15 protein-coding genes are annotated in these 22,247 nt (G+C 67.8%); 12 read left to right on the plus strand and 3 right to left on the minus strand.

Annotated features, from left to right (window positions below; all coding sequences use genetic code 11):
- Positions 1–41: 41 nt before the first annotated feature.
- The 12 genes from ubiE (at position 42) to S58_RS00470 (ending at position 19,196) form a co-directional block, all read left to right on the plus strand.
- Entirely contained in the window at positions 42–803 is a 762-nt protein-coding gene (gene ubiE, locus S58_RS00415) for a bifunctional demethylmenaquinone methyltransferase/2-methoxy-6-polyprenyl-1,4-benzoquinol methylase UbiE (protein ID WP_015663245.1), read from the plus strand.
- The gene (gene ubiB / locus S58_RS00420) at positions 800–2,374 is read left to right on the plus strand and encodes a 2-polyprenylphenol 6-hydroxylase (RefSeq protein WP_015663246.1); all 1,575 of its coding nucleotides are present in this window, start codon (positions 800–802) and stop codon (positions 2,372–2,374) included. Before ubiE ends, ubiB begins: the two co-directional genes overlap by 4 nt.
- 261 nt (positions 2,375–2,635) lie before the next feature.
- Positions 2,636–4,087 carry a bifunctional phosphopantothenoylcysteine decarboxylase/phosphopantothenate--cysteine ligase CoaBC gene (gene coaBC / locus S58_RS00425; protein ID WP_015663247.1) on the plus strand — a complete coding sequence of 484 codons (1,452 nt, stop codon included), beginning with the start codon at positions 2,636–2,638 and terminating at the stop codon, positions 4,085–4,087.
- Positions 4,084–4,542 (plus strand): dUTP diphosphatase, encoded by a 459-nt coding sequence (gene dut, locus S58_RS00430; RefSeq protein WP_015663248.1) that lies wholly within the window; start codon positions 4,084–4,086, stop codon positions 4,540–4,542. Before coaBC ends, dut begins: the two co-directional genes overlap by 4 nt.
- Positions 4,543–4,732: 190 nt before the next feature.
- Complete coding sequence (locus tag S58_RS00435) at positions 4,733–7,240, plus strand: sensor histidine kinase (RefSeq protein ID WP_015663249.1); 2,508 nt, start codon at positions 4,733–4,735, stop codon at positions 7,238–7,240.
- Positions 7,237–8,766, plus strand: a complete 1,530-nt coding sequence (locus S58_RS00440) for a bifunctional tRNA (adenosine(37)-N6)-threonylcarbamoyltransferase complex ATPase subunit type 1 TsaE/phosphotransferase (protein ID WP_015663250.1) — start codon at positions 7,237–7,239, stop codon at positions 8,764–8,766. Before S58_RS00435 ends, S58_RS00440 begins: the two co-directional genes overlap by 4 nt.
- 349 nt (positions 8,767–9,115) lie before the next feature.
- Positions 9,116–9,421: a PilZ domain-containing protein gene (locus tag S58_RS00445; protein WP_015663251.1), complete on the plus strand. Its 306-nt coding sequence runs from the start codon at positions 9,116–9,118 to the stop codon at positions 9,419–9,421.
- A 149-nt stretch (positions 9,422–9,570) separates the two neighbouring features.
- Positions 9,571–10,293, plus strand: coding sequence for a nucleotidyltransferase family protein (locus tag S58_RS00450; RefSeq protein WP_015663252.1), 723 nt, complete (start codon positions 9,571–9,573; stop codon positions 10,291–10,293).
- Positions 10,294–10,961: 668 nt separating this feature from the next.
- Positions 10,962–14,108, plus strand: a complete 3,147-nt coding sequence (gene addB, locus S58_RS00455) for a double-strand break repair protein AddB (protein ID WP_015663253.1) — start codon at positions 10,962–10,964, stop codon at positions 14,106–14,108.
- The gene (gene addA, locus S58_RS00460) at positions 14,102–17,575 is read left to right on the plus strand and encodes a double-strand break repair helicase AddA (protein ID WP_015663254.1); all 3,474 of its coding nucleotides are present in this window, start codon (positions 14,102–14,104) and stop codon (positions 17,573–17,575) included. Before addB ends, addA begins: the two co-directional genes overlap by 7 nt.
- 101 nt (positions 17,576–17,676) lie before the next feature.
- On the plus strand, positions 17,677–17,997 hold the full coding sequence (gene trxA / locus S58_RS00465; RefSeq protein ID WP_015663255.1) for a thioredoxin: 321 nt from the start codon (positions 17,677–17,679) through the stop codon (positions 17,995–17,997).
- Positions 17,998–18,185: 188 nt separating this feature from the next.
- The gene (locus S58_RS00470) at positions 18,186–19,196 is read left to right on the plus strand and encodes an ATP-dependent DNA ligase (RefSeq protein ID WP_015663256.1); all 1,011 of its coding nucleotides are present in this window, start codon (positions 18,186–18,188) and stop codon (positions 19,194–19,196) included.
- Positions 19,197–19,198: 2 nt separating this feature from the next.
- Here the strand turns inward: S58_RS00470 and S58_RS00475 are convergent, their stop codons facing one another.
- Genes S58_RS00475 through accD form a run of 3 tightly spaced genes read right to left on the minus strand, consistent with a single transcriptional unit; the run spans position 19,199 to position 22,230 of the window.
- Positions 19,199–19,939, minus strand: coding sequence for a metallophosphoesterase family protein (locus S58_RS00475; RefSeq protein WP_015663257.1), 741 nt, complete (start codon positions 19,937–19,939; stop codon positions 19,199–19,201).
- 12 nt (positions 19,940–19,951) lie between these two features.
- A complete protein-coding gene (locus S58_RS00480; RefSeq protein WP_015663258.1) occupies positions 19,952–21,295 on the minus strand; it encodes a bifunctional folylpolyglutamate synthase/dihydrofolate synthase in 1,344 nt (447 codons plus the stop codon).
- Positions 21,292–22,230: an acetyl-CoA carboxylase, carboxyltransferase subunit beta gene (gene accD, locus S58_RS00485; RefSeq protein WP_015663259.1), complete on the minus strand. Its 939-nt coding sequence runs from the start codon at positions 22,228–22,230 to the stop codon at positions 21,292–21,294. Before accD ends, S58_RS00480 begins: the two co-directional genes overlap by 4 nt.
- Between the last annotated feature and the right edge of the window lie 17 nt (positions 22,231–22,247).

Raw genomic sequence — 22,247 nt, forward strand, 5'->3', positions numbered from 1 at the left:
TGGCCGCACCGGCGCTATGGTGCCGTATCGGAGTAAGGGTGATGGATCAGCCGGACCAAACCACTCATTTCGGCTTCAGAGATGTGCCTCTGGGCGAAAAGCAGACGCTGGTGAACGACGTGTTTCACAGCGTGGCCTCGCGCTACGACCTGATGAACGACCTGATGTCCGGCGGACTGCACCGCGTCTGGAAGGACATCATGATCAACACGCTGAACCCGCCGAAGAGCGATGCGCCGTTCGCGCTGCTCGACGTCGCGGGCGGCACCGGCGACATCTCCTTCCGCGCCGCGAAGAGGGCCGGCTCAGGCTTTCACGCGACCGTCTGCGACATCAATGGCGACATGCTCGAGGTCGGCCGCCAGCGCGCGCTGAAGCAATATCTCGATGACAAGGTCTCGTTCGTCGAGGGCAATGCCGAAAAGCTCGCCTTCCCCGACCGCTCGTTCGACGCCTACACCATCGCGTTCGGCATCCGCAACGTGCCGCAGATCGAGCTCGCGCTCGCCGAGGCGCACCGCGTGCTCAAGCATGGCGGCCGGTTTCTGTGCCTGGAGTTCTCCACCGTCGAGATGCCCGGGCTCGACAAGCTCTACGACCTGTTCTCCTTCAACGTGATCCCGCAGCTCGGCCGCGCCGTCACCGGCGACGCCGAGTCCTACCGCTATCTCGTCGAATCGATCCGCCAGTTTCCGCGGCCCAGCGCCTACGCCGAGATGATTTCGGCCGCCGGCTTCTCCCGCGTGTCCTGGCAGACCCTCTCCGGCGGCATCGTCGCGCTTCATTCCGGCTGGCGTTTGTGATCTCTGCACTCACTCATATTACGCGGCTCGCCCGGGCCGCCTTCGTGTTCGCGCGCGAGGGCGTGTTCGGCGCCGTCGATCCGAGCCTGGCGCCACCGCCGGGCCAACTCGCGCTAAAGTTGGCGCGACTGGTCGAACGTCCCGGCGCCAAGTCCGGACCCAGATTATCGCGCGCACTGGAACGGATGGGACCGGCCTATCTCAAGCTCGGCCAGTTCCTGGCGACCCGGCCGGACGTCGTCGGCGTCATCATGGCGCGCGATCTCGAATCCCTGCAGGACCGGCTGCCGCCGTTCCCGCAGGCCGAGGCCGAAGCGGTCATCGCGACCGCGCTCGAACGTCCGATCAGCCAGCTGTTCACGCACCTCGGACCGCCGGTCGCCGCCGCCTCGATCGCACAGGTGCATCGCGGCGAGGTCGAGCGCGACGGCATCCGTACGGCCGTCGCAGTCAAGGTGCTCCGGCCGAACGTCGCCGCGCGCTTCCGTCGTGACCTCTCCGATTTCTTCTTCGTCGCCGAGAATGCCGAGGCGCATTCGTCGGAGGCGCGTCGCTTGCGCCTGGTCGAGGTCATCAACACGATGTCGCGCTCGGTCGCGATGGAGATGGACCTCCGGCTGGAGGCCGCGGCGCTCTCCGAGATGGCGGAGAACATCAAGGACGACCCGGACTTCCGCGTCCCCACGGTGGACTGGGATCGCACCGCCAACACCGTGCTGACGATGGAGTGGATCGACGGCATCGCGCTGAACGACCACGCCCGGCTCGCCGAGGCCAATGTCGATCTGCCCGAGGTCGGCCGCAAGGTGATCCAGAGCTTCCTGCGCCACGCTTTGCGCGACGGCTTCTTCCACGCCGACATGCATCCGGGCAATCTGTTCCTGGACAAGCAGGGACGGCTGGTTGCGGTCGATTTCGGCATCATGGGCCGGCTCGGCATGAAGGAGCGGCGCTTCCTGGCCGAGATCCTGCTCGGCTTCATCACCCGCGATTATCGCCGCGTCGCCGAAGTGCATTTCGAGGCCGGCTACGTGCCGCCGCATCATTCGGTGGAGAATTTCGCGCAAGCCATCCGCGCCATAGGCGAGCCGATCCACAACCGCACGGCCGAAGAAATCTCCATGGCCAAGCTGCTGACCCTGCTGCTCGAGGTCACCGGCCTGTTCGACATGCGCACCCGGCCCGAGCTGATCCTGCTGCAGAAGACCATGGTGGTGGTCGAAGGCGTCGCGCGCGGCTTCGACCCCAAGCTCGACATCTGGAAGGTCGCCGACCCCGTGGTGCGCGAATGGATCGAGCGCAATCTCGGGCCGATCGGCCGGATCGAGGGTGCCGTCACCGGCATCGGCGAGCTGGCCCGGCTGACCGCGACCCTGCCGCTGCTCGCCGCCCGCGCGGCCGCCGTGCTCGAGCACATGGAGACCATGACCCGCGACGGCCTCCGTCTGTCACCCGAAACCATTGCCGCCATGGGCCGCACCGAAGGCAAAAAGAGCCGCTGGCGCGCCATCGCCCTCTGGGTGATCGCGCTGACGTTCATCGGGATCCTGTTTGCGGTGCTCAGGCTGTGACGTAGCAGCCATCAACAAGCAGCGCCGCCACAGCCCCGGCTGTCATCGCCCGGCTTGACCGGGCGATCCAGTACGCCGCGGCCGTTGTGGACGAATCGATGGGCCTCGGCGGACTGGATGCCCGCCTTCGCGGGCATGACGGCGGTAGTTGCAGCAACATCGGCGGGCAGGCGGCGTCTGGTCTGCGGGCGGTAGAGTGATTGCACTGCATTCATTTTGTGCTAGCATTGCCTTCACAACGACAATGCCGGGGAGGCGGTCATGGCGAGCCTGACCATCCGCAAGCTGGACGACTCGCTGAAGACCTATCTCCGGCTGCGCTCGGCGCAGAACAAGCGTTCCGTCGAGGAGGAAGTCCGGGTCATCCTGCGGGCGCTCATTGAGCCAGTCGATCCGTCCGAGCCGCCAGCAACAGCCCCACCTCCGGCCGCTCTGCCTGAGCCCGGCTTCCCTCAGCCCGGCGCCGCCCGCGAAGCCCGTGTCACCCTGATCATCGGCGGCGGCATTGCGGCCTACAAGTCGCTCGACCTGATCCGGCGGCTCAAGGAGCGCCATATCCACGTCCGCTGCGTGCTGACCAAGGCGGCGACGCAGTTCGTGACCGAACTCGCCGCGTCAGCGTTGTCGGGCGACCGCGTCTTCACCGACCTGTTCGACGCGCGCAGCGAGTTCGACGTCGGCCACATCCGCCTCGCGCGCGACTGCGACCTCATCGTCGTCGCGCCGGCGACCGCCGACCTGATGTCGAAGATGGCCCATGGCGCCGCCGACGACCTCGCCAGCGCCATCCTGCTCGCCGCGAGCCGACCGATCCTGCTGGCGCCGGCGATGAACCCTATGATGTGGAGCAACCCGGCGACCCGCCGCAACGCTGCGACGTTGCAGCGCGATGGCGTCCACATGATCGGCCCCAATGCCGGCGAGATGGCCGAGAGGGGCGAGGCCGGAATCGGCCGCATGGCCGAGGCCATCGAGATCGCGGACGCCGTGGTCGCGATGCTGAAGCCGCCTGTGCCGCGCCCGCTCGCCGGCCGCCGCGTGCTGATCACCGCAGGGCCGACGCATGAGCCGATCGACCCGGTGCGCTACATCGCCAACCGCTCCTCCGGCAAGCAGGGCTTTGCGATCGCAGCCGCAGCGCAAGCCGTCGGCGCCGACGTGCGACTGATCGCTGGACCGGTCGAGCTTGCCGACCCCAAGGGCGTCAGCGTCACCCATGTCGAGTCGGCGCGGCAGATGCTGGAGGCCGTCGAGGCCGAGCTGCCCGCCGACGTCGCGATCTTCGCCGCGGCGGTCGCCGACTGGCGCGTCGCCCATGAAGGTGGCCAGAAGCTGAAGAAGACGGGCAAGGCGATCCCGCCGCTGCAGCTGACCGAGAATCCCGACATCCTCGCCACCATCTCCAAGCTCGGGGAGAAACGGCCAGGACTCGTGATCGGCTTCGCCGCCGAGACCGAACATCTGATCGACAACGCCAAGGCCAAATTCGCGCGCAAGGGCTGCGACTGGATCGTCGCCAACGACGTCTCGCCCGCGACCGGCGTGATGGGCGGCGACCGCAACACCGTGCATCTCTTGACCAAGGGCGCCGACGGCGTCCATGTCGCGTCCTGGCCGATCATGACCAAGGACGAGGTCGCGACCGCTCTGGTCGCCGAGATCGCCAAGAAACTCAACAAGGAACTCACCAAGCCAATGGGACCGCCCGCGTGACACAGACGATCAGCATCGACGTTCAGATCCTTCCGCATGGCGAAGGCCTGCCGCTGCCGGCCTATCAGACCGCCCATGCTGCCGGAATGGATCTGCTCGCCGCGGTTCCCGCCGAGGCACCGCTCGTCCTTGCGTCAGGCCGCCACGCGATGGTGCCGACGGGACTGTCGATCGCACTGCCCGACGGCTACGAGGCCCAGGTGCGGCCGCGCTCCGGGCTCGCCGCGCGCCATGGCGTCACCGTGTTGAATGCGCCGGGCACGGTCGATGCGGACTATCGCGGCGAGATCTGCGTGCTGCTGATCAATCACGGCATGGCACCGTTCACCATCAACCGCGGTGAGCGCATCGCGCAGTTGGTGATCGCCTCCGTCGTGCGCGCCGAGCTGCGTGCTGCAACGACGCTGTCGACCACTGTGCGCGGCAGCGGCGGCTTCGGCTCCACGGGCCGTTGAACTACGGGGCCTGCCATTGTTCCGACTCGAAAGAGTCGATCGGCAGACGCATTTTACTGGAGGGCAACCATCGTTCACGGTCTGGACTCTTACCGCTGGAGTCCCGAAGCGGTTATGGTTGATTGATTCGTGAAACGGCGCGGTCGATGCGATCGGCGCGGCGCGGAACTTCGTGCGGTTTGGGGCAAATATGTCGGGCGTGATCGTGGTGATGCGTCAGACGCTGCTGTCGTGCACGTCACTCGCGCGCAAGGGCCTGTTAGGTCTCGCTGCGACCGCGCTTGCGCCGGCAACACCGGGCTTCGCAGGCGACGGCGTGCCGGCGGATGCGATCACGACGCTGTTCGAGCTGAGCCGTCAGGACATCGCCGAGGTCACGGCGATGCTGGCGTTGCTCGGCTTCTCCGTGGTCGCCGCCATTGCATTGGTGCGCACACGGCTCGCGGCCGGCCGCAGGCAAGCGCGGCTGCGCGCCGATGTCGCCGAGCTGCAATTGCAGGCCGATCGCTATCGCGCGTTGTTGTTTGCCGAGCCGCAGATCCTGATCGCCTGGCCGGCCGGCGGTCACCGCCCGCAGATCTCCGGCGACACCGCACTGCTGGTGCCACAGGACCAGCCGCACCGCATCCTCGCCTTTGGAACCTGGCTGCCGCCAGAGCCGGCGCTACAGCTCGACCGTGCCGTGGACGGCCTGCGCGAAGCCGGCGAAGGCTTCAGCATGCACCTCACCACCTCGCATGGCCATGCGATCGAGGCGATGGGCCGCGCCATCGGCGGCCAGGCCATCGTGCGCATCCGTGAGCTGTCCGGGCTGCGCCGCGAGCTCGCCGAGACGCAGCTGCGGTTCAAGGCGCTCGGCGAGGAGACGGAGTCGCTGCGCGCGCTCGCCTCCGCGCTGCCATGGCCGATCTGGGCCCGCCAGGCCAATGGTGCGCTCACCTACGTCAACCCCGCCTACGCCCGCGCCGCCGATGCGCGCGACGTGCCGGATGCGATCAGCCGCAATCTCGAGCTGCTCGACTCCGCCGACCGCACCGATCTTCAGCGCGCGCTCGGTGCCGGCGGCCGCTTCGAGGGCCGGCTGCCGATCGTGACCGGCGGCGAGCGCCGCATGCACGACGTCCGCGCCTTCGCGCTCGGCAATGGCAGCGCCGGGGTCGCCATCGATGCCAGCGAGGCGGCGGCGCTCGACGCGGCCGTGGTGCGGATGCGGGAAGCACACCGGCGCACGCTCGACCAGCTGTCCTCGGGCGTCGCCGTGTTCGACGGCCAGCGGCGGCTCGCCTTCTACAACGACTCCTATCGCCGCCTCTGGGATCTCGACCCGGCGTTTCTCGACGGCCAGCCCGACGACTCTTCGGTGCTCGATCGTCTCCGCGCCTCGCGCAAGCTGCCGGAGCAGGCCGATTTCCGCGCCTGGAAGGTCAAGCTGCACGAGGCCTATCGCGCCGTCGAGGCCGCCAAGGACACCTGGTTCCTGCCCGACGGCCGCGCCCTGTCGGTGGTCACGACGCCCAATCCCGAAGGCGGCGTCACCTATCTGTTCGACGACGTCACCGAGAGCTTCGCGCTCGCCCGCCGCTATGACGGCCTGATCCGGGTCCAGCGCGAGACGCTCGACAGCCTCGCCGAGGGCGTCGCGGTGTTCGGCTCGAACGGCCGCGTCGAGCTGTTCAATCCGGCCTTCGCGCGGATGTGGCGGTTGTCGCCGGAGTCCTTGCGCGAGCATCCGCACATCGACGCCGTCGAATCCTGGTGCCGTGCCATTTACGACGACGCGGTCGCCTGGCGCACCATCCGCGAGGCCATCACCTCGATCGAGAACCGGCTCGACATTGCGCTGAAGCTGGAGCGCAAGGACGGCAGCGTGCTGGACTGCCTCAGCCGTCCCTTGCCCGACGGTGCCACCATGCTCACCTTCCAGGACATCACCGACACCGAGAATGTCGAGCGTGCGCTGCGCGAAAGCAACGACGCGCTCGAAGCCGCCGGACAGATGAAGATCGACTTCGTCCATCACGTGTCCTACGAGCTGCGCGCCCCACTGACGACGATCATCGGCTTCGCGCATTTCCTGTCCGATCCGTCGACGGGCCCGCTGACGCCGAAACAGGCCGAATATCTTGACTACGTCACCAAATCGACCAACGCACTGCTGGCGCTGACCAACAACATTCTCGACCTCGCCACCATCGATGCCGGCGCGATGAAGCTCGAGCTCGGCCCGGTCGATGCCGCCAAGGCGATCGAGGCCGCGGCCGAAGGGGTGCAGGACCGCCTCGCCACCGACCGCATCCGGCTGAAGGTGGCGGTCGATGCCAATGTCGGCACCTTCGTCGGCGACGAGCGTCGCGTCGTGCAGGTGCTCTACAATCTGCTCGCCAATGCCGTCGGCTTCTCGCCGCAGGATTCGACGGTCGTGGTCAGCGCCCGCCGCACCGATCACAGCGTCGCCTTCTCGGTCACCGATTCCGGCCCCGGCATTCCGCCCGACCTGAAGGACCAGATGTTCGACTGGTTCGTCAGCCGCTCGCAAGGCTCGCGCCATCGCGGCGCCGGGCTTGGCCTGTCATTGGTACGCTCCTTCGTCGAGCTGCATGGCGGCAAGGTGCGGATGGATTCGGTGGTCGGCAAGGGCACCACCGTCACCTGTGATTTCCCGACCGACCACGTCGCGCAACGCACCGCCGCGGAATGACGGACCAGCTGACATTCACCACGACGCTCGCGGACGAGACCGCAACCGCCGCTTTGATGGCCGACCTCGCGCTCCTGATCGGCCCGGGCGCGCTGATCACGCTCACGGGCGATCTCGGCGCCGGCAAGACCGCGGCGGCGCGGGCCATGATCCGCTACCTCGCCGACGACGCCGAGCTGGAGGTGCCGAGCCCGACCTTCACCCTGGCGCAGAGCTACGATCTGCCGAGCTTCCCGCTGGTGCATGCCGATCTCTACCGCATCAGCGATGCCTCCGAGCTGGAGGAGATCGGGCTGTCGCCATTGCCCGAGGCGACCGTCGTGCTGATCGAATGGCCGGAGCGCGCCGGCAACGCCCTGCCGCACGACCGCATCGACATCGCGCTGCGCCACGATGCATCCGACGGCGACACGGCGCGCAGCGCGGAGATCACCGGCATCGGCAAGGCCCGCGCGGTCGTCGCCCGGCTGAAGGCCTTGCGCGAATTCCTCGCTGAAGCCGGCCACACGAAATCGCGCCGCGAGCGCATGGCCGGCGACGCCTCGACCCGCTCCTATGCGCGCCTCTACAAGGGCGAGCGCGTCTTCATCCTGATGAACTCGCCGAAGCGGCCCGACGGCCCGGCGATCTACAACGGCAAGCCTTATAGCGGCGCCGTCCATCTGGCGGAGGACGTCCGTCCCTTCGTCGCGATCGCCGCTGCCTTGCGCGCGCGCGGCATCTCGGCGCCGAAGATCAACGATGCCGATCTTGACCACGGCTTTCTCGTCACCGAGGATCTCGGCCGCGAGGGCGTGATCGAAGGCGAGCCGCCGCAGCCGATCGTGGAGCGCTACGAGGCCGCGACGGACCTCCTGGCGGCGCTGCATGCGCAGGACGTACCATCCGTGCTGCCGTTGGCGCCACAGGTCACCTACGAGGTCCCGACCTTCGACGTCGACGCGATGCTGATCGAGATCGGCCTGATGCTCGAATGGTACCTGCCCGATCGCGGCGTGCAGCCGTCACAGGTGCTGCGCGGCGAATTCCTGGAGCTGTGGCGCGAGCTGCTGGAGGCGCCGCTGGCCGCCAAACCGACCTGGGTGATCCGCGACTATCATTCGCCGAATCTGCTGTGGCTGCCGGCGCGCGCCGGCATCGCGCGCGTGGGCGTGATCGATTTCCAGGATGCGGTGATGGGACCACCGGCCTACGACGTCGTCTCACTGGCGCAGGACGCCCGCATCGACGTCGCAGCGGAGATCGAGCAGGCGCTGCGAGAGCGCTACATCGCCGCACGGCAGGCTGCGTCGACGGAGTTCGACGCGGATGAATTCAGCGCGCACTACGCCATCATGTCGGCCCAGCGCAACACCCGCCTGCTCGGCACCTTCGCCCGCCTCAACCGCCGCGACGGCAAGCCGCACTACCTCAAGCACCAGCCCCGCATCTGGGACTATTTGCACCGGTCGCTGGCGCACGCGGCGCTCGACCCGATCCGCGACTGGTACGCCGCCAACGTGCCGCCGCCAATCGGCGTAGCTTGACGCACCCTCTCCGCGCCGACGGTGCGCTCCCCTCCCCCTTGCTGGGAGGGGTCGGGGGCGGGGGTCCCCGGGCGATACTTTCAGGGATGAGAACGGACTCCGCTGCGCATCGTCGGTAGATCGTGATCGCTGATATCTCAGCGCTGGCAGACCAAGTAACCCAACGACATTCTGCGTCCGCGGACCCCCACCCCCAACCCCTCCCCGCAAGAGGGGGAGGGGAGCCGACCGCCGCCGTGGAGAGAGTCTACACAATTGCTCTTCCCCCGTAGCTTTACCGCTTCTTAGCCATCCCCCTTTACCTTGCGCCCGCCACGCTACGCTGCGTCGCGCGGGAATGGAGGTCGAGATGGCAGAGCGGATGAAGGGCGAGCGCGTCGTCTTCGAGCGCGGCATCCCGGCTTTCATGATGGGCATCGACGGCACCTGGCGGCGCAACTGCACCATCGAGGACGTCTCCGAGACCGGCGCCAAGCTGACGGTGGAGGGCTCGGTCGAGGGCCTGCATCTGAAGGAATTCTTCCTGCTGCTGTCGTCGACCGGCCTCGCCTATCGCCGCTGCGAGCTGGCCTGGGTCAATGGCGACCAGATCGGCGTCACCTTCCTGAAGCAGGGCAAGAAGAAGACCAACAAGCGCGCGCCCGCCGAGGCCTAGCGGGGCGCCTCTGCGGCATCTTGCATCACGACGGCGGCGCCGCCGTCGCATATTCGTCATCGGGTCCGGCTATCGCAACCGACCGAGACGATAGATGTTTTTGCGTGGTATGATTCGCCCATACCACCTTTGATCGAGATGCTTCGAAGATGCCCGTCAAGCCGCACAAAGCCATGGTCCTCGCCGCCGGCCTCGGACTACGCATGCGCCCGCTGACTGAGACGATGCCCAAACCGCTGGTGCGCGTCGCCGGACGCCCGCTGCTCGACCACGTGCTCGACCGCCTGGCCGATGCCGGCGTCGCCGAGGCAGTGGTCAACGTGCACTATCTGGCCGACCAGATCATCGCGCACACCGCGACGCGCAGGACACCTCGCGTGATCATCTCCGACGAGCGCGACCAGGTGCTCGGCACCGGCGGCGGCGTCGTCAAGGCGCTGCCGCTGCTCGGGCACGAGCCGTTCTTCCACCTCAACTCCGATACGATGTGGATCGAGGGCGTGCGCCAGAACCTCGCCCGCCTCGCCGACGCGTTCGATCCGGAACGCATGGACATCATGCTGCTGATGGCGCCCACCGCGACCTCGATCGGCTATTCCGGCCTCGGCGACTACGCCATGCTCGCCGACGGGACTTTGCGCAAACGCCGGGAGCACCAGGTGGTGCCGTTCGTCTATGCCGGCGCCGCCATCATCTCGCCCGCGATCTTCGACGGCGCGCCGTCAGGCGAGTTTTCGCTGACGAAGATGTTCGACAAGGCGAACGAGCAGGACCGCCTGTTCGGGCTGCGTCTCGAAGGCGTGTGGATGCATGTCGGCACGCCGGACGCAGTGACCGAAGCCGAAGAGGCGCTGATGGAGAGTGCGGCGTAAGACTTTGGCCGACCTGCCTCCTGCAATTCGGTCTCGTCCTGGCCAAGCCCAGGCATCGCGCAGCGAGGCCGGGGCGCAGAGCCGGGATCCATAGCCACCGGCGGGCGTGTGGCAAAGACAGGTCATGGCCATCCCACAACAAATAACCGCCTGTGGCTATGGGTCCCGGGTCGGCGCCTCCGACAGCGCTGGCGCGCTGCCGATGGCTTGCCCGGGACGACAGCGAGATTTGATCTGAGCGTCAACCGGAACGCAGCGGCTTTTTCTCCGTCATTGCGAGCGTTGCGCGCTGCGAAGCAATCCACGGCTTCGGGCGTGGCTCTGGATTGCTTCGCAGCCATGTCCCCGGGGCTGAACGCTTCGCTCACAATGATGATGGGGTGGGTAGCTCGTTCCACAAACTCCGTTGTCATCGCCCGCGAAAGCGGGCGATCCAGTACGCCGCGGCTTCTCGGTTCAAGCCGAACCGTCTCGGAGTACTGGATCGCCCGGTTGAACCGGGCGATGACAGCGGAGGAGGTGGCTGCAGCTGGGGCTCCATGCGCGCCGGGGCAACTGACATCGAGCACGCCCCCCGCATCTATCAACACCCATCCACACCCCAGATATGACCTTCGGCCCGCCGCTCCCTATATAGACGCCCAGAGTTCACCCGCGAATCGCAGGCCATGCGCGTCTTCACCGTTCCCATCTCGGCCCCGTTCCTGCGCAGCGTGATCGCGGCGCTGGTCGATGGCCGGCTGGTCGACGGCTTCGAGGCGCGCAGCGATCCGGCCAGGCTCGCGACCGCGACGCTGTATCTGCCGACGCGGCGCTCGCTCCGTGTCGCGCGTGAAATGTTCCTCGACGAGCTCAAGACCGACGCTGCGGTGCTGCCGCGGCTGGTCGCGCTCGGCGACATCGACGAGGACGAGCTCGCCTTCGCGGAGGATCGCGACGCCTTCCTCGGACCCGCGCCGCTGGAGATCCCCGAGCGGCTCGACGACCTGCAGCGCCGGCTCACGCTGGCGCGGCTGGTGGCGGCCTGGGCCAAGACGCCGGTGTCGGCGCCGCTGGTCGTCGGCGGCCCCGCCTCGACGCTTGCATTGGCCGGCGACCTGGCGCGGCTGATCGACGACATGGTGACGCGCGGCGTCTCGTGGGATGCGCTCGATGATCTCGTGCCGGATCAGCTCGACCGCTATTGGCAGCATTCGCTCGAATTCCTGCGCATCGCGCGCACGGCGTGGCCGGCCTATCTTGCGGAGATCGAACGCATCGAGCCGGCAGCGCGGCGCGATCTGCTCATAGCCGCCGAAGCCGCGCGGCTGTCGGCGCATCCCGATGGTCCCGTGATTGCGGCGGGCTCGACCGGCTCGATGCCGGCGACCGCAAAATTCCTGCTCGCGGTCGCCAAGCTGCCGCATGGCGCCGTGGTGCTGCCGGGACTCGACACCGATCTCGACGAACCCGCCTGGTCCTCGATCGGCGGCGCGAGGGATCGCGGCGGGCGCGTGCTGGCGCCACCAGCGGTCAACCATCCGCAATATGCGATGCACCTCCTGCTCAAGCGCTTCGGCCTGGAGCGGCGCGACGTGGTGCGGCTCGCGCCCACGGGGCGCGGCGGCCGCGAGGTGCTGATATCAGAGGCGATGCGGCCGTCCGAGGCGACCGCCATTTGGCACGAGCGGCTGCGCCAGTTCGACATCGCCGCCAACATCGCCGAAGCGATGGACAATCTCGCCGTGGTCGCCGCGCCCAATCCGGAGATGGAGGCGCTGGCAATTGCGATCGCGATGCGCGAGGCGCGTCATCTCGGCAAGTCGGCTGCGCTGGTGACGCCCGACCGCGCCCTGGCGCGGCGGGTGATGGCGGCGCTGACGCGCTGGCACCTCACCTTCGACGATTCCGGCGGTGACGCGCTGCTGGAGACACCGGCCGGCATCTTCGCGCGCCTCGCCGCGGAAGCCGCGGCCCGCGGCCTGGAGCCGCCGACATTGTTGGCGCTGCTCAAGCATCCGCTGTGCCGCCTTGGCCGCGCCGCCCATGGCTGGAAGAATGCGATCGAAACGCTGGAGCTCGCTTTGCTTCGCGGCACCCGACCGCAAGCCGGAACGAACGGGCTCGCGCGCGACTTCGCGCGCTTCCGCGACGAGCACGGCAAGCTGCACCAGGGCGAGGCGTCGTCGCTGCACCGTGCCGAACCGCGCGCGCGGCTCAGGCCCGAGCAGCTCGACCAGGCCGGCGCGCTGATCGCACAGCTGCAGACAGCGCTGGCGCCGCTGGAAAATCTCGCCTCGCCGCGCCCGCAGGATTTCGCCGAGCTGGCGGCACGCCACCGCGAGGTGCTGATCGCGCTGTCTTCAGACGATGTCGGCCTCAGCACCGCGTTCGCCGATCGCGACGGCGCGGCGCTGGCGCGCTGCTTCGATGATCTCCTCGCTCCCGGCGAGCGCTGCGGCCTGATGGCGCCGCTGTCGGACTATCCGGACCTGTTCCACACCGCCTTCTCTGACCGCGCCGTGCGCCGCCCCGAGCGGCATGGCGCGCAACTGCAGATCTATGGCCCGCTCGAAGCGCGCTTGATGCAAGCCGACCGCATCATCGTCGGCGGCCTGATCGAGGGCACATGGCCGCCGGCACCGCGGATCGATCCCTGGCTCAGCCGCCCGATGCGGCACCAGCTCGGCCTCGATCTTCCCGAGCGCCGCATCGGCCTGTCGGCGCATGACTTCGCGCAGCTGCTCGGCGCGCCCGAGGTGATCCTGACTCACGCTGCGAAATCCGGCGGCGCGCCGGCCGTGGCCTCGCGCTTCCTGCACCGGCTCCAGGCGGTGGCCGGCACCGAGCGCTGGAAAGCCGCCACGGCCCGTGGCGATACCTACGTCCGCTATGCCGAGGTGCTCGACCAGCCTCCCGCGGTGAAGCCGATCGAGCAGCCGGCGCCGAAGCCGCCGCTCTCGGCACGACCGCTGCGGATGTCGGTCACAGCCATCGAGGACTGGCTGCGCGATCCCTACACCATCTTCGCCCGCTACATCCTGCGCCTCGAAGCGCTCGATCCCGTCGATATGCCGCTGTCGGCGGCCGATCGCGGCTCGGCCATTCACGAGGCGATCGGCGAGTTCACGCAAACCTATGCCGAGGCGCTGCCGCTGCACCCGGCGCATGCGCTGCGCGTGATCGGCGAGAAGCACTTTGCGCCGTTGATGGAGCGCCCAGAGGCGCGCGCGCTGTGGTGGCCGCGCTTCCAGCGCATCGCCGGCTGGTTCGCCGCCTGGGAGAGCGCGCGCCGCGAGCAGATCGGTGCGATCACTGCGGAGATCCGCGGCGAGATCGGCATTCCTCTCGACCAGGGCCGCACCTTCACGCTGTCGGCGCGCGCCGACCGTATCGAGCAGCGCGCCGAGGGCACCTACGCCATCCTCGACTACAAGACCGGCCAGCCGCCGACGGGCAAGCAGGTGCGCATGGGGCTGTCGCCACAGCTGACATTGGAGGCCGCGATCCTGCGCGAGGGCGGCTTCGAGGGCATCCCGGCCGGCAGCCTGATCAGCCAGCTGGTCTATGTCAGGCTGTCTGGCAACAATCCGCCGGGCGAAGAGCGCATTCTCGAATTGAAGATCAACAAGAGCGATACGCCGCAGCACCCGGACCAGGCCGCGCAGGAAGCGCGCGCCAAGCTCGAAGCGCTGATCCGCAGCTTCGAGGACGTCAATCAAGGCTACACCTCGCTGAACCTGTCGATGTGGGCAAACCGCTACGGCAGCTATGACGATCTCGCCCGCATCAAGGAGTGGTCGGCGGCAGGCGGCCTGGGAGTCGAGGAATGGTGAAGGCGCCCCGCCCCATTCCCGCAGCCGTGAGCGAGGCGCAGACGCGCGCGTCGAACCCGGCGGCGTCAGCGTTCGTGTCCGCCAATGCCGGCTCGGGCAAGACGCATGTGCTGGTGCAGCGCGTGATCCGGCTGCTGCTCGACGGCGTGCCGCCGGAGAAGATCCTCTGCATCACCTTCACCAAGGCCGCCGCCGCCAACATGGCCGAGCGCGTGTTCTCGACGCTCGGCCATTGGGTGACGCTCGACGACGACGCACTCGACGGCGCCATCAGATCGACGGGCATTCTACAGTCCGACAAGAAGCTGCGCGCGGCGGCGCGCAAGCTGTTTGCCAGCGCGCTGGAGACGCCGGGCGGGCTGAAGGTGCAGACCATCCACGCGCTGTGCACACGGTTGCTGCAGCAGTTTCCGTTCGAGGCCAACGTACCGGCACGGTTCTCGGTGCTCGACGACCGCGACCAGACCGAGATGATGGAGCGCGCCAATCTCAAGGTGATGCTCGACGCGGCGCGCGCGCCGGACAGCGCGGTCGGCCGCGCGCTGCAGGTGGCGATGGCCAATGCGGCCGATTCGACCTTCAAGGAGGTCGTGCGCGAGGCCTGTCTCAGCCGTGATCACTTCATGGCCTGGACAGACGGCGCCGGCCGTGTCGAAGTCGCCGCGCAGCATCTCGGCGAGGTGCTCGGCATCGGCGCCGATGAGACGCTGGAGGCGATCGAGCGCGACATCCTCGATGGTCCCAATCTGCCCCGCGCGGATTGGACCGAGATTGCCGCGCGGCTCGACGGCGGCGCCAAGACCGACCAGAAGCAGGCCGATCAGTTGCGCGCGGCGCTCGCGTTCTCGGGCAGCGATCAGGTCGACGAATATCTTCGCGTGTTCCTCACCGATGACAAGGAGCCGCGCAAATCGGTGCTGACCAAGAAGTTCGCCGAGAGCAATCCAGGCCTCGCCGGGCTGTTCGACTCGGAGGCACGCCGGCTCGATCGTCTGATCGAGAAGCGCCGCGCCGCCGTCGTGCGCGACCGCACCGAGGCGCTGTTGCAGATCGCGACCGCCGCGGCCGCGAACTATCGCCGCGAGAAGCAGGAGCGCGGGCTGCTCGACTATGACGACCTGATCGACAAGACGCTGGCGATGCTCAACCGCGTCTCGGCCGGCTGGGTGCACTACAAGCTCGACCGCGGCGTCGATCACGTGCTGATCGACGAGGCGCAGGACACCAGCCCGCGGCAATGGGACATCGTCGCCCACATCATCGAGGAGTTCACCGCCGGCGCCGGCGCGCGCGACGGGCTGACGCGCACGATCTTCGCGGTCGGCGACGAGAAGCAGTCGATCTTCTCGTTCCAGGGCGCCGATCCGCACGAGTTCGATGCGCGCCGTCGCCAGCTGCAGCAGCGCTTCACCGATGCCGGGCTGCTGTTCGATCCGGTGTCCTTCACCTATTCGTTCCGCTCCGGCCCGACGGTGCTGCACGCGGTCGATCACGTATTCCGCGAGCGCGAGGTCTACAGCAGCATCCATTCGCCCGATATCGGCTACCCCATCCACAACGCGTTGACCGATGCCGGGCCGAGCCTGGTCGAGCTGTGGAGTCTCAGCGAGCGCGACGACCGCAAGGAGATCGAGGGCTGGCGCGCGCCGTTCGACGGCGTCTCGGTGACGAGTCCCGAGGTGAAGCTGTCGCGCCGCATCCAGGCCGAGATCAAGCGGCTGATCCAGACGGGCACGATGACCGGTCATGATCGTGCGCGGCGGCGGCTGAGCTATGGCGACATGCTGATCCTGGTGCGCCGGCGCGGCAATGCGTTCGACGCGGTGATCCAGGCGCTGAAGCATGCCGGCATCCCCGTGGCCGGCGCCGACCGGCTGAAGCTGACCGAGCACATCGCCATCATCGACCTCATGAACCTTGCCGACGCGCTGCTGCTGCCGCAGGACGATCTGGCGTTGGCCACCGCGCTGAAGAGCCCGCTGTTCGGGCTCGACGATGACGACCTGTTCAAGCTGGCTTGGCAGCGCCGCGGGTCTCTGCGCGAGGCGCTCGCCGCGCAGGCCGCTGGTGACGAGCGGCTGCAGGCGGTGGTGCGCCGACTGCAGCAATGCGAGCGTCGCGCCGCCGAGGATACGCCGTTCGCGTTCTATGCCTGGCTGCTCGGCGGCGACGGCGGACGGCGCCGCATCCTGGCGCGGCTCGGCCACGAGGCCAACGACGCGCTCGACGAATTTCTCGAGTTGGCGCTGTCCTATGAGCGCAAGGCGCCGGCCTCGCTGCAGGGCTTCGTCGCGTGGCTGCGCGCGGCCGATACCGAGGTGAAGCGCGACATGGAGATTTCGCGCGACGAGATCCGAGTGATGACCGTGCACGGCGCCAAGGGCCTCGAGGCCTCGGTCGTGTTCCTGGTCGACACGACCTCCTCGCCTTCGGATTCGCAGCGGCTGCGGCTGATCCACGTGCCGCATGGCGAGCAGGAGATCGTGGTCTGGGCCGGACGCAAGGCCGACGATCCGCAAGCCGTGGTCGCGGCGCGCGCGGCAATGCTCAAGGACACCGAGGACGAGTATCGCCGGCTGCTGTACGTCGCGATGACCCGCGCCGCCGACCGGCTCGTGATCGGCGGCTGCATGCCGGGCAACATGAACAATGTCCGCGGCGGCAGCTGGTACGACCTGATGGCACGCGGGCTAGAAGCCGCGGGCCTCGAGGTCGAGGTGATCGAAACCGAGGACGGTCCCGTGAAGCGCTATGCGCGGGCCGAGGATATCGCCGAGACCGCGAAAGACGAGGCGCGGCGCATGGTGGAGACGGCAGTCGCGCTGCCGGCCTGGCTGCGGACGGCGGCAGCGGAGAGCCCCGCTGATGTCGCTGTGCTGAGGCCGTCCGATCCCTCCGGCGAGGAGCGTCCGGTGCGCACGGGCGAATCACTGGCGGCGCGCAGTCTTGCGATGCAGCGCGGTACATTGGTGCACCGCCTGCTGCAGTCGCTGCCGGATGTGCTGCCGGAGCGGCGCCGCGACGCGGCGTTGCGGTATCTGTTGCGCAATGCCCCCGATTGGCCGGAGGACGAGCGGGAGCGGCTCGCGGCGCGCGTCCTCGGCGTGATCGAAGACACGCGCTTTGCCGCGGTGTTCGCGGCCGGCAGCCGCGCGGAGGTGTCGATCGTCGGCCGGCTCGCGCTGGCGGGGCAACCGCCGGCGCTGGTGTCGGGTCAGATCGACCGCCTGGTCGTGACCGAGGCCGCGGTGCTGATCGTCGACTTCAAGACCAATCAGCAGCCGGCTTCGACTCTCGCCGAGGTGCCACCAGCCTATGTCCGCCAGCTCGCGCTGTACCGCGCCGTGCTCGGCCAATTGTACCCCGGCAGGACCGTCCGCGCCGCCCTGCTCTGGACCGAAACCGCTGAATTCATGGAGCTTCCCGTCTCCGCGCTGGACGCCATGCTGCCATCCCAGCACGTCTGAGTGAGCCCGCTTGACCCGGCATCACGCCATTCATACTTTGACACCCACGCAGAGGCGGCGCGACATCCACGCCGCTCCCTCCAACCGAACGAGGTAATCCCATGGCCGTTGGCAAGGTTTCCGACGCCGATTTCGAAAGCGAAGTGTTGAAGGCGGACGGCCCGGTCGTGGTCGACTTCTGGGCCGAGTGGTGCGGCCCTTGCCGCATGATCGCGCCCGCCCTCGACGAGATCTCGAGCGCGATGGGCGACAAGGTCAAGATCGTCAAGCTGAACGTCGACGAGAGCCCGAAGACCGCCTCGAAATACGGCGTGATGTCGATCCCGACCCTGATGGTGTTCAAGGGCGGCGAGATGGCCTCCCGCCAGGTCGGCGCCGCGCCCAAGGCCAAGCTTCAGCAGTGGATCTCGTCGGCGGTATGATCCTGTAGGGGATCACCGTCCCCGCATATCGCTCTGCTCGTGCAGGCTACAGGCACAGGACATTTTTCTCGAACGGCCGGCGGAATCGCCGGCCGTTTGCGTTGAGAGGGGTGTTTGCAGCGTTTTCGGATTTCGCCATGCCCGCCCGCCCCCGCCGCTCCCCCTCCCGCAGATCCAGCCTTCTCGCCATGGAGGCGCGCTCGGTGGACGACATCCCGCGGGGCGAGGAGTGGCAGTACGAGCCGAAATGGGATGGCTTCCGCTGCCTGCTGTCACGCGAAGGGGCTGGTGTGACGATGCAGTCCAAGGCCGGTGAGGATCTCGCGCGCTACTTCCCGGAGGTCGTCGCCGCCGCGCGCGAGCTGAAGGCGACCAGCTTCACGCTCGACGGCGAGCTGGTGGTGCCGCAGGCAAAGTCGTTCTCCTTCGACGCGCTGTTGCAGCGGATCCATCCCGCTGCCAGCCGGGTGAAGAAACTGTCCGCTGAGACGCCGGCGCTGTTCCTCGCCTTCGACCTGCTGGCGAGCGGAAAGACGGAGCTGATGGTGCAGCCGCTGCAGGAACGGCGGCCGGTGCTGGAGGCATTCGCGAAGGCGAACTTCGCGGGACATGCGACGTTCCGGCTGTCGCCTGCGACGACGCGCTTCGCGACGGCTCAAGACTGGCTGGCGCAGTCCGGCGGCGGCTCGGATGGCGTCATCGCCAAGCGCATCGACCTGCCCTACCAGGCGGGAAACCGCGACGGCATGCAGAAGATCAAGCGCTACCGCTCCGCCGATTGCGTCATCGGCGGCTTCCGCTACGCCACTAACAAAGGCGCGAGCGGAAAGAAGCTGGTCGGCTCGCTGCTGCTCGGCCTCTACGACGATGACGGCCTGCTGCATCACGTGGGCTTCACCTCGGCAATCAAGAGGGACGAGAAGCCCGCGCTGACCGACAGGCTGGAGCCGCTGATTGCTCCGCCCGGCTTCACCGGCAATGCGCCGGGCGGGCCGAGCCGCTGGTCGACCGAGCGCTCGGCGGAATGGTGTCCGCTCAAACCGAAGCTGGTGATCGAGGTCAGCTACGACCATTTCTCCGGCGAGCGTTTTCGCCACGGCACCTCGATCCTGCGCTGGCGTCCCGACAAGCCGGCGAAGCAATGCACCTTCGAGCAGCTCGAGCAGAAAGTCGCCGATCCCTTGAAGCTGCTCGCGTAATCTCAGCGGATCCAGCCGGTCGCGAGCGCCGATGCGAACTCGGCATCGCCATTGGCACGCGCCAGCGCGGCCATGGTTTCATGATCATAGGGGACGTGGCGGAAGCTCACGCTCCAACCAGCCGATTGCTGCTCCAGGATCGCGTAGCGGGCATCCGGTGTGCCGGCTTCCATCACGTGCGGATGCGGCACGTTATAGGAATAGCCCGGGCTGCCGACGCTGCCGGGGTTGACGATCAGCCGCCCATCGCGAAGCCGCACCGCACGCGCGGTGTGGGTATGGCCGCACAGGATCAGCGACTGCGCAATGCCTGCGGCAATTGTCTCAATCGCATCGAGCGGCGCGCAGGTGACGGCGCCATCCGGCGCCACGTTCTCGAGCCAGTAGACGTTGTCGTCCGCGGGCGTAGCGTGACAGAGGAAGACCTTGTCGCGATACACAGCGGTCGCCGGGATCGTTCGCAGCCAGTCGAGATGAGCAGCTTCAAGCTGGGCATAGGCCGGACGCTCCCATGCGCCCATCTTCTCGGGCGGGCGGTCGATCAGCCAGCGATCGTGATTGCCGCGCACATGGACCGCATCGAGCGGCATCAGCAGGTCCATCGTGCGCCGCGCATCGAGCGGTCCGCTCGCCATGTCGCCGAGATTGACGATCTCATCAACACCTTGCGCGCGGATGTCAGCCAGCACGGCTTCGAGCGCGAGATGGTTGCCGTGGACGTCTGCGATCGCGGCAAAGCGCATGCGCTATTCCCCTCAGGTCGGCGGCGTGCCGTTGAGGTCGAGCACGTGACCCGCGAGATAGAGCGACCCCGTGATCAGGATACGCGGCGGCACCTCATAGGCAAGACGCGCGATGCCGGCGAGCGCGGACGCCACGCCGTCGGCGATCTCGACGCGCATGCCGAGTGTGCGCGCGGCCGCCGCGAGATCCGTCGGCGCCATCGCCTTGCTCTCGTTGGGAATGGGCACGACGATGATGTGGCGCGTCAGTCCGGAGAAATTGGCGAGGAAGGCCGCCGCATCCTTGTTGCCCATCATCCCGACGATCATGACCAGTTGCCGCGAGACGCGCTCTTCGAGGTCACCGAGCGCCGCCGCGACGACGCGGCCGCCTTCGGCATTGTGGCCCCCGTCGAGCCATATCTCCGCGCCCTGCGGCGCGAGCGTGGTGAGCGCGCCGCTCGACAGGCGCTGCATGCGCGCCGGCCATTCGGCGCCGACGATGCCGTCCTCGAATGCCTTCGTGGTGAGCTTGAACTGATCGATGGCGCGCAAGGTCGCGATCGCAAGACCTGCATTATCGAACTGATGCCGGCCAAACAACTTTGGTGCTGGTAGATCGAGAAGCCCGCGATCGTCCTGATACACGAGACGATTGCGCTCGACGCTGACGTGCCAGCTCTCGCCGGCGGCAAACAGCGGCGCACGCTGGCGCCTGGCCCCGGCCTCGATCACCGCCATCGCGTCAGGCTCCTGCGCCGCGGATATGACCGGGCAACCGCGCTTGATGATCGCAGCCTTCTCGGCCGCGATCAGCGCCCTGGTGTCGCCGAGAAATTCCATGTGGTCCATGCTGATCGGCGTCAGCACCGACGCCGCGACCTGCTCGACCACATTGGTGGAATCCAGCCGGCCACCGAGCCCGACCTCGAGCAGCACGACGTCGGCAGGATGCCTGGCGAACAGCACGAACGCCGCCACGGTCTTGACTTCGAAGAAGGTGATCGGCGCACCGGCGTTGACCCGCTCGCATTCCAGGAGCGCGGAGATCAGCTCCTCGTCCTCGACCAGAACGCCGCCGCCGACCTTGCCGAGGCGATAGCTCTCATTGATGCGCACCAGCCAGGGCGAGGTGAAGACGTGGACGCGCAGGCCTGCGGCTTCGAGCATCGCCCTGAGATAGGCGACCGTGGAGCCCTTGCCGTTGGTGCCGGCGACATGAATCACCGGCGGCAGCTTGCGCTCGGGATGATCGAGCTGGCCGAGCAGCCGGTGCATCCGCTCGAGCCCGAGCGAGATCCGGCTTGGATGCAGCGCGGAGAGACGGGCGATCAGCTCGTCGAGCGAAGGTTGCTGCGGGGCGTCCGGTTGGCTCACGCTGTGGGCGCGACCGCCGGCGCATCGGCCGCTTCGACAGCCTTGGCCGGCGGCGGCAGCTGCGGCGCGGGCTTGGCCTGTTCGACGGCCGGCGCCTTGGTCAGCAGGCGGCAGAGCCGCGCCAGGGTCGGACGCAGATCATGACGATGCACGACCATGTCGACCATGCCGTGGTCGAGCAGATACTCGGCGCGCTGGAAGCCTTCCGGCAGCTTCTCGCGGATGGTCTGCTCGATCACGCGCGCGCCGGCGAAGCCGATCAGCGCACCGGGCTCGGCAATGTGGACGTCGCCCAGCATCGCGTAGGAGGCCGTGACACCGCCGGTGGTCGGATTGGTCTGCACCACGATGTAGGGCAGCTTCGCTTCGCGCAGCATCTGCACGGCGACCGTGGTGCGCGGCATCTGCATCAGCGACAGGATGCCTTCCTGCATGCGGGCGCCGCCGGAGGCTGCAAAGACAATGAAAGGCGACTTCTTCTCGAGCGCAAGCTCCAGCCCGCGCACGATCGCCTCGCCGGCGGCCATGCCGAGCGAACCGCCCATGAAATCGAAATCCTGCACGGCAATGACGGCGCCCATGCCTTCGAGCTTGCCGTAGCCGACCTTGACGGCATCGTTCATGCCGGTGCGTGCCCGCGCGTCCTTGATGCGGTCGGCATAGCGGCGCTCGTCACGGAATTTCAGCGGGTCGGGCGTGACCTCGGGAAGCGCAACGTCGAACCAGGTCTCGTTGTCGAACATCGACTTGAGCCGCGCCGACGCGCCCATGCGCATGTGGTAGTTGGAGCCGGGGATGACGAACTGGTTGGCCTCGACGTCCTTGTAGAACACGAGCTGTCCGGAATCCGGGCACTTGATCCAGAGATTCTCCGGCGTCTCGCGGCGGAGAATGTTGCGGATCTTCGGCCGGACCACGTTGGTAAGCCAGTTCATGATAAGCTCCGTTTTGC

This window comes from Bradyrhizobium oligotrophicum S58 (genome assembly GCF_000344805.1).
Taxonomy (GTDB): Bacteria; Pseudomonadota; Alphaproteobacteria; order Rhizobiales; family Xanthobacteraceae; genus Bradyrhizobium; species Bradyrhizobium oligotrophicum.

Coding starts and splice junctions, on each gene's coding strand:
- addB (WP_015663253.1), top strand. CDS start 10,962: ATGCGCGTCTTCACCGTTCCCATCTCGGCCCCGTTCCTGCGCAGCGTG.
- coaBC (WP_015663247.1), top strand. CDS start 2,636: ATGGCGAGCCTGACCATCCGCAAGCTGGACGACTCGCTGAAGACCTAT.
- S58_RS00440 (WP_015663250.1), top strand. CDS start 7,237: ATGACGGACCAGCTGACATTCACCACGACGCTCGCGGACGAGACCGCA.
- S58_RS00475 (WP_015663257.1), bottom strand. CDS start 19,939: ATGCGCTTTGCCGCGATCGCAGACGTCCACGGCAACCATCTCGCGCTC.
- addA (WP_015663254.1), top strand. CDS start 14,102: ATGGTGAAGGCGCCCCGCCCCATTCCCGCAGCCGTGAGCGAGGCGCAG.
- trxA (WP_015663255.1), top strand. CDS start 17,677: ATGGCCGTTGGCAAGGTTTCCGACGCCGATTTCGAAAGCGAAGTGTTG.
- S58_RS00450 (WP_015663252.1), top strand. CDS start 9,571: ATGCCCGTCAAGCCGCACAAAGCCATGGTCCTCGCCGCCGGCCTCGGA.
- S58_RS00435 (WP_015663249.1), top strand. CDS start 4,733: ATGTCGGGCGTGATCGTGGTGATGCGTCAGACGCTGCTGTCGTGCACG.
- accD (WP_015663259.1), bottom strand. CDS start 22,230: ATGAACTGGCTTACCAACGTGGTCCGGCCGAAGATCCGCAACATTCTC.
- S58_RS00445 (WP_015663251.1), top strand. CDS start 9,116: ATGGCAGAGCGGATGAAGGGCGAGCGCGTCGTCTTCGAGCGCGGCATC.
- S58_RS00470 (WP_015663256.1), top strand. CDS start 18,186: ATGGAGGCGCGCTCGGTGGACGACATCCCGCGGGGCGAGGAGTGGCAG.
- ubiE (WP_015663245.1), top strand. CDS start 42: ATGGATCAGCCGGACCAAACCACTCATTTCGGCTTCAGAGATGTGCCT.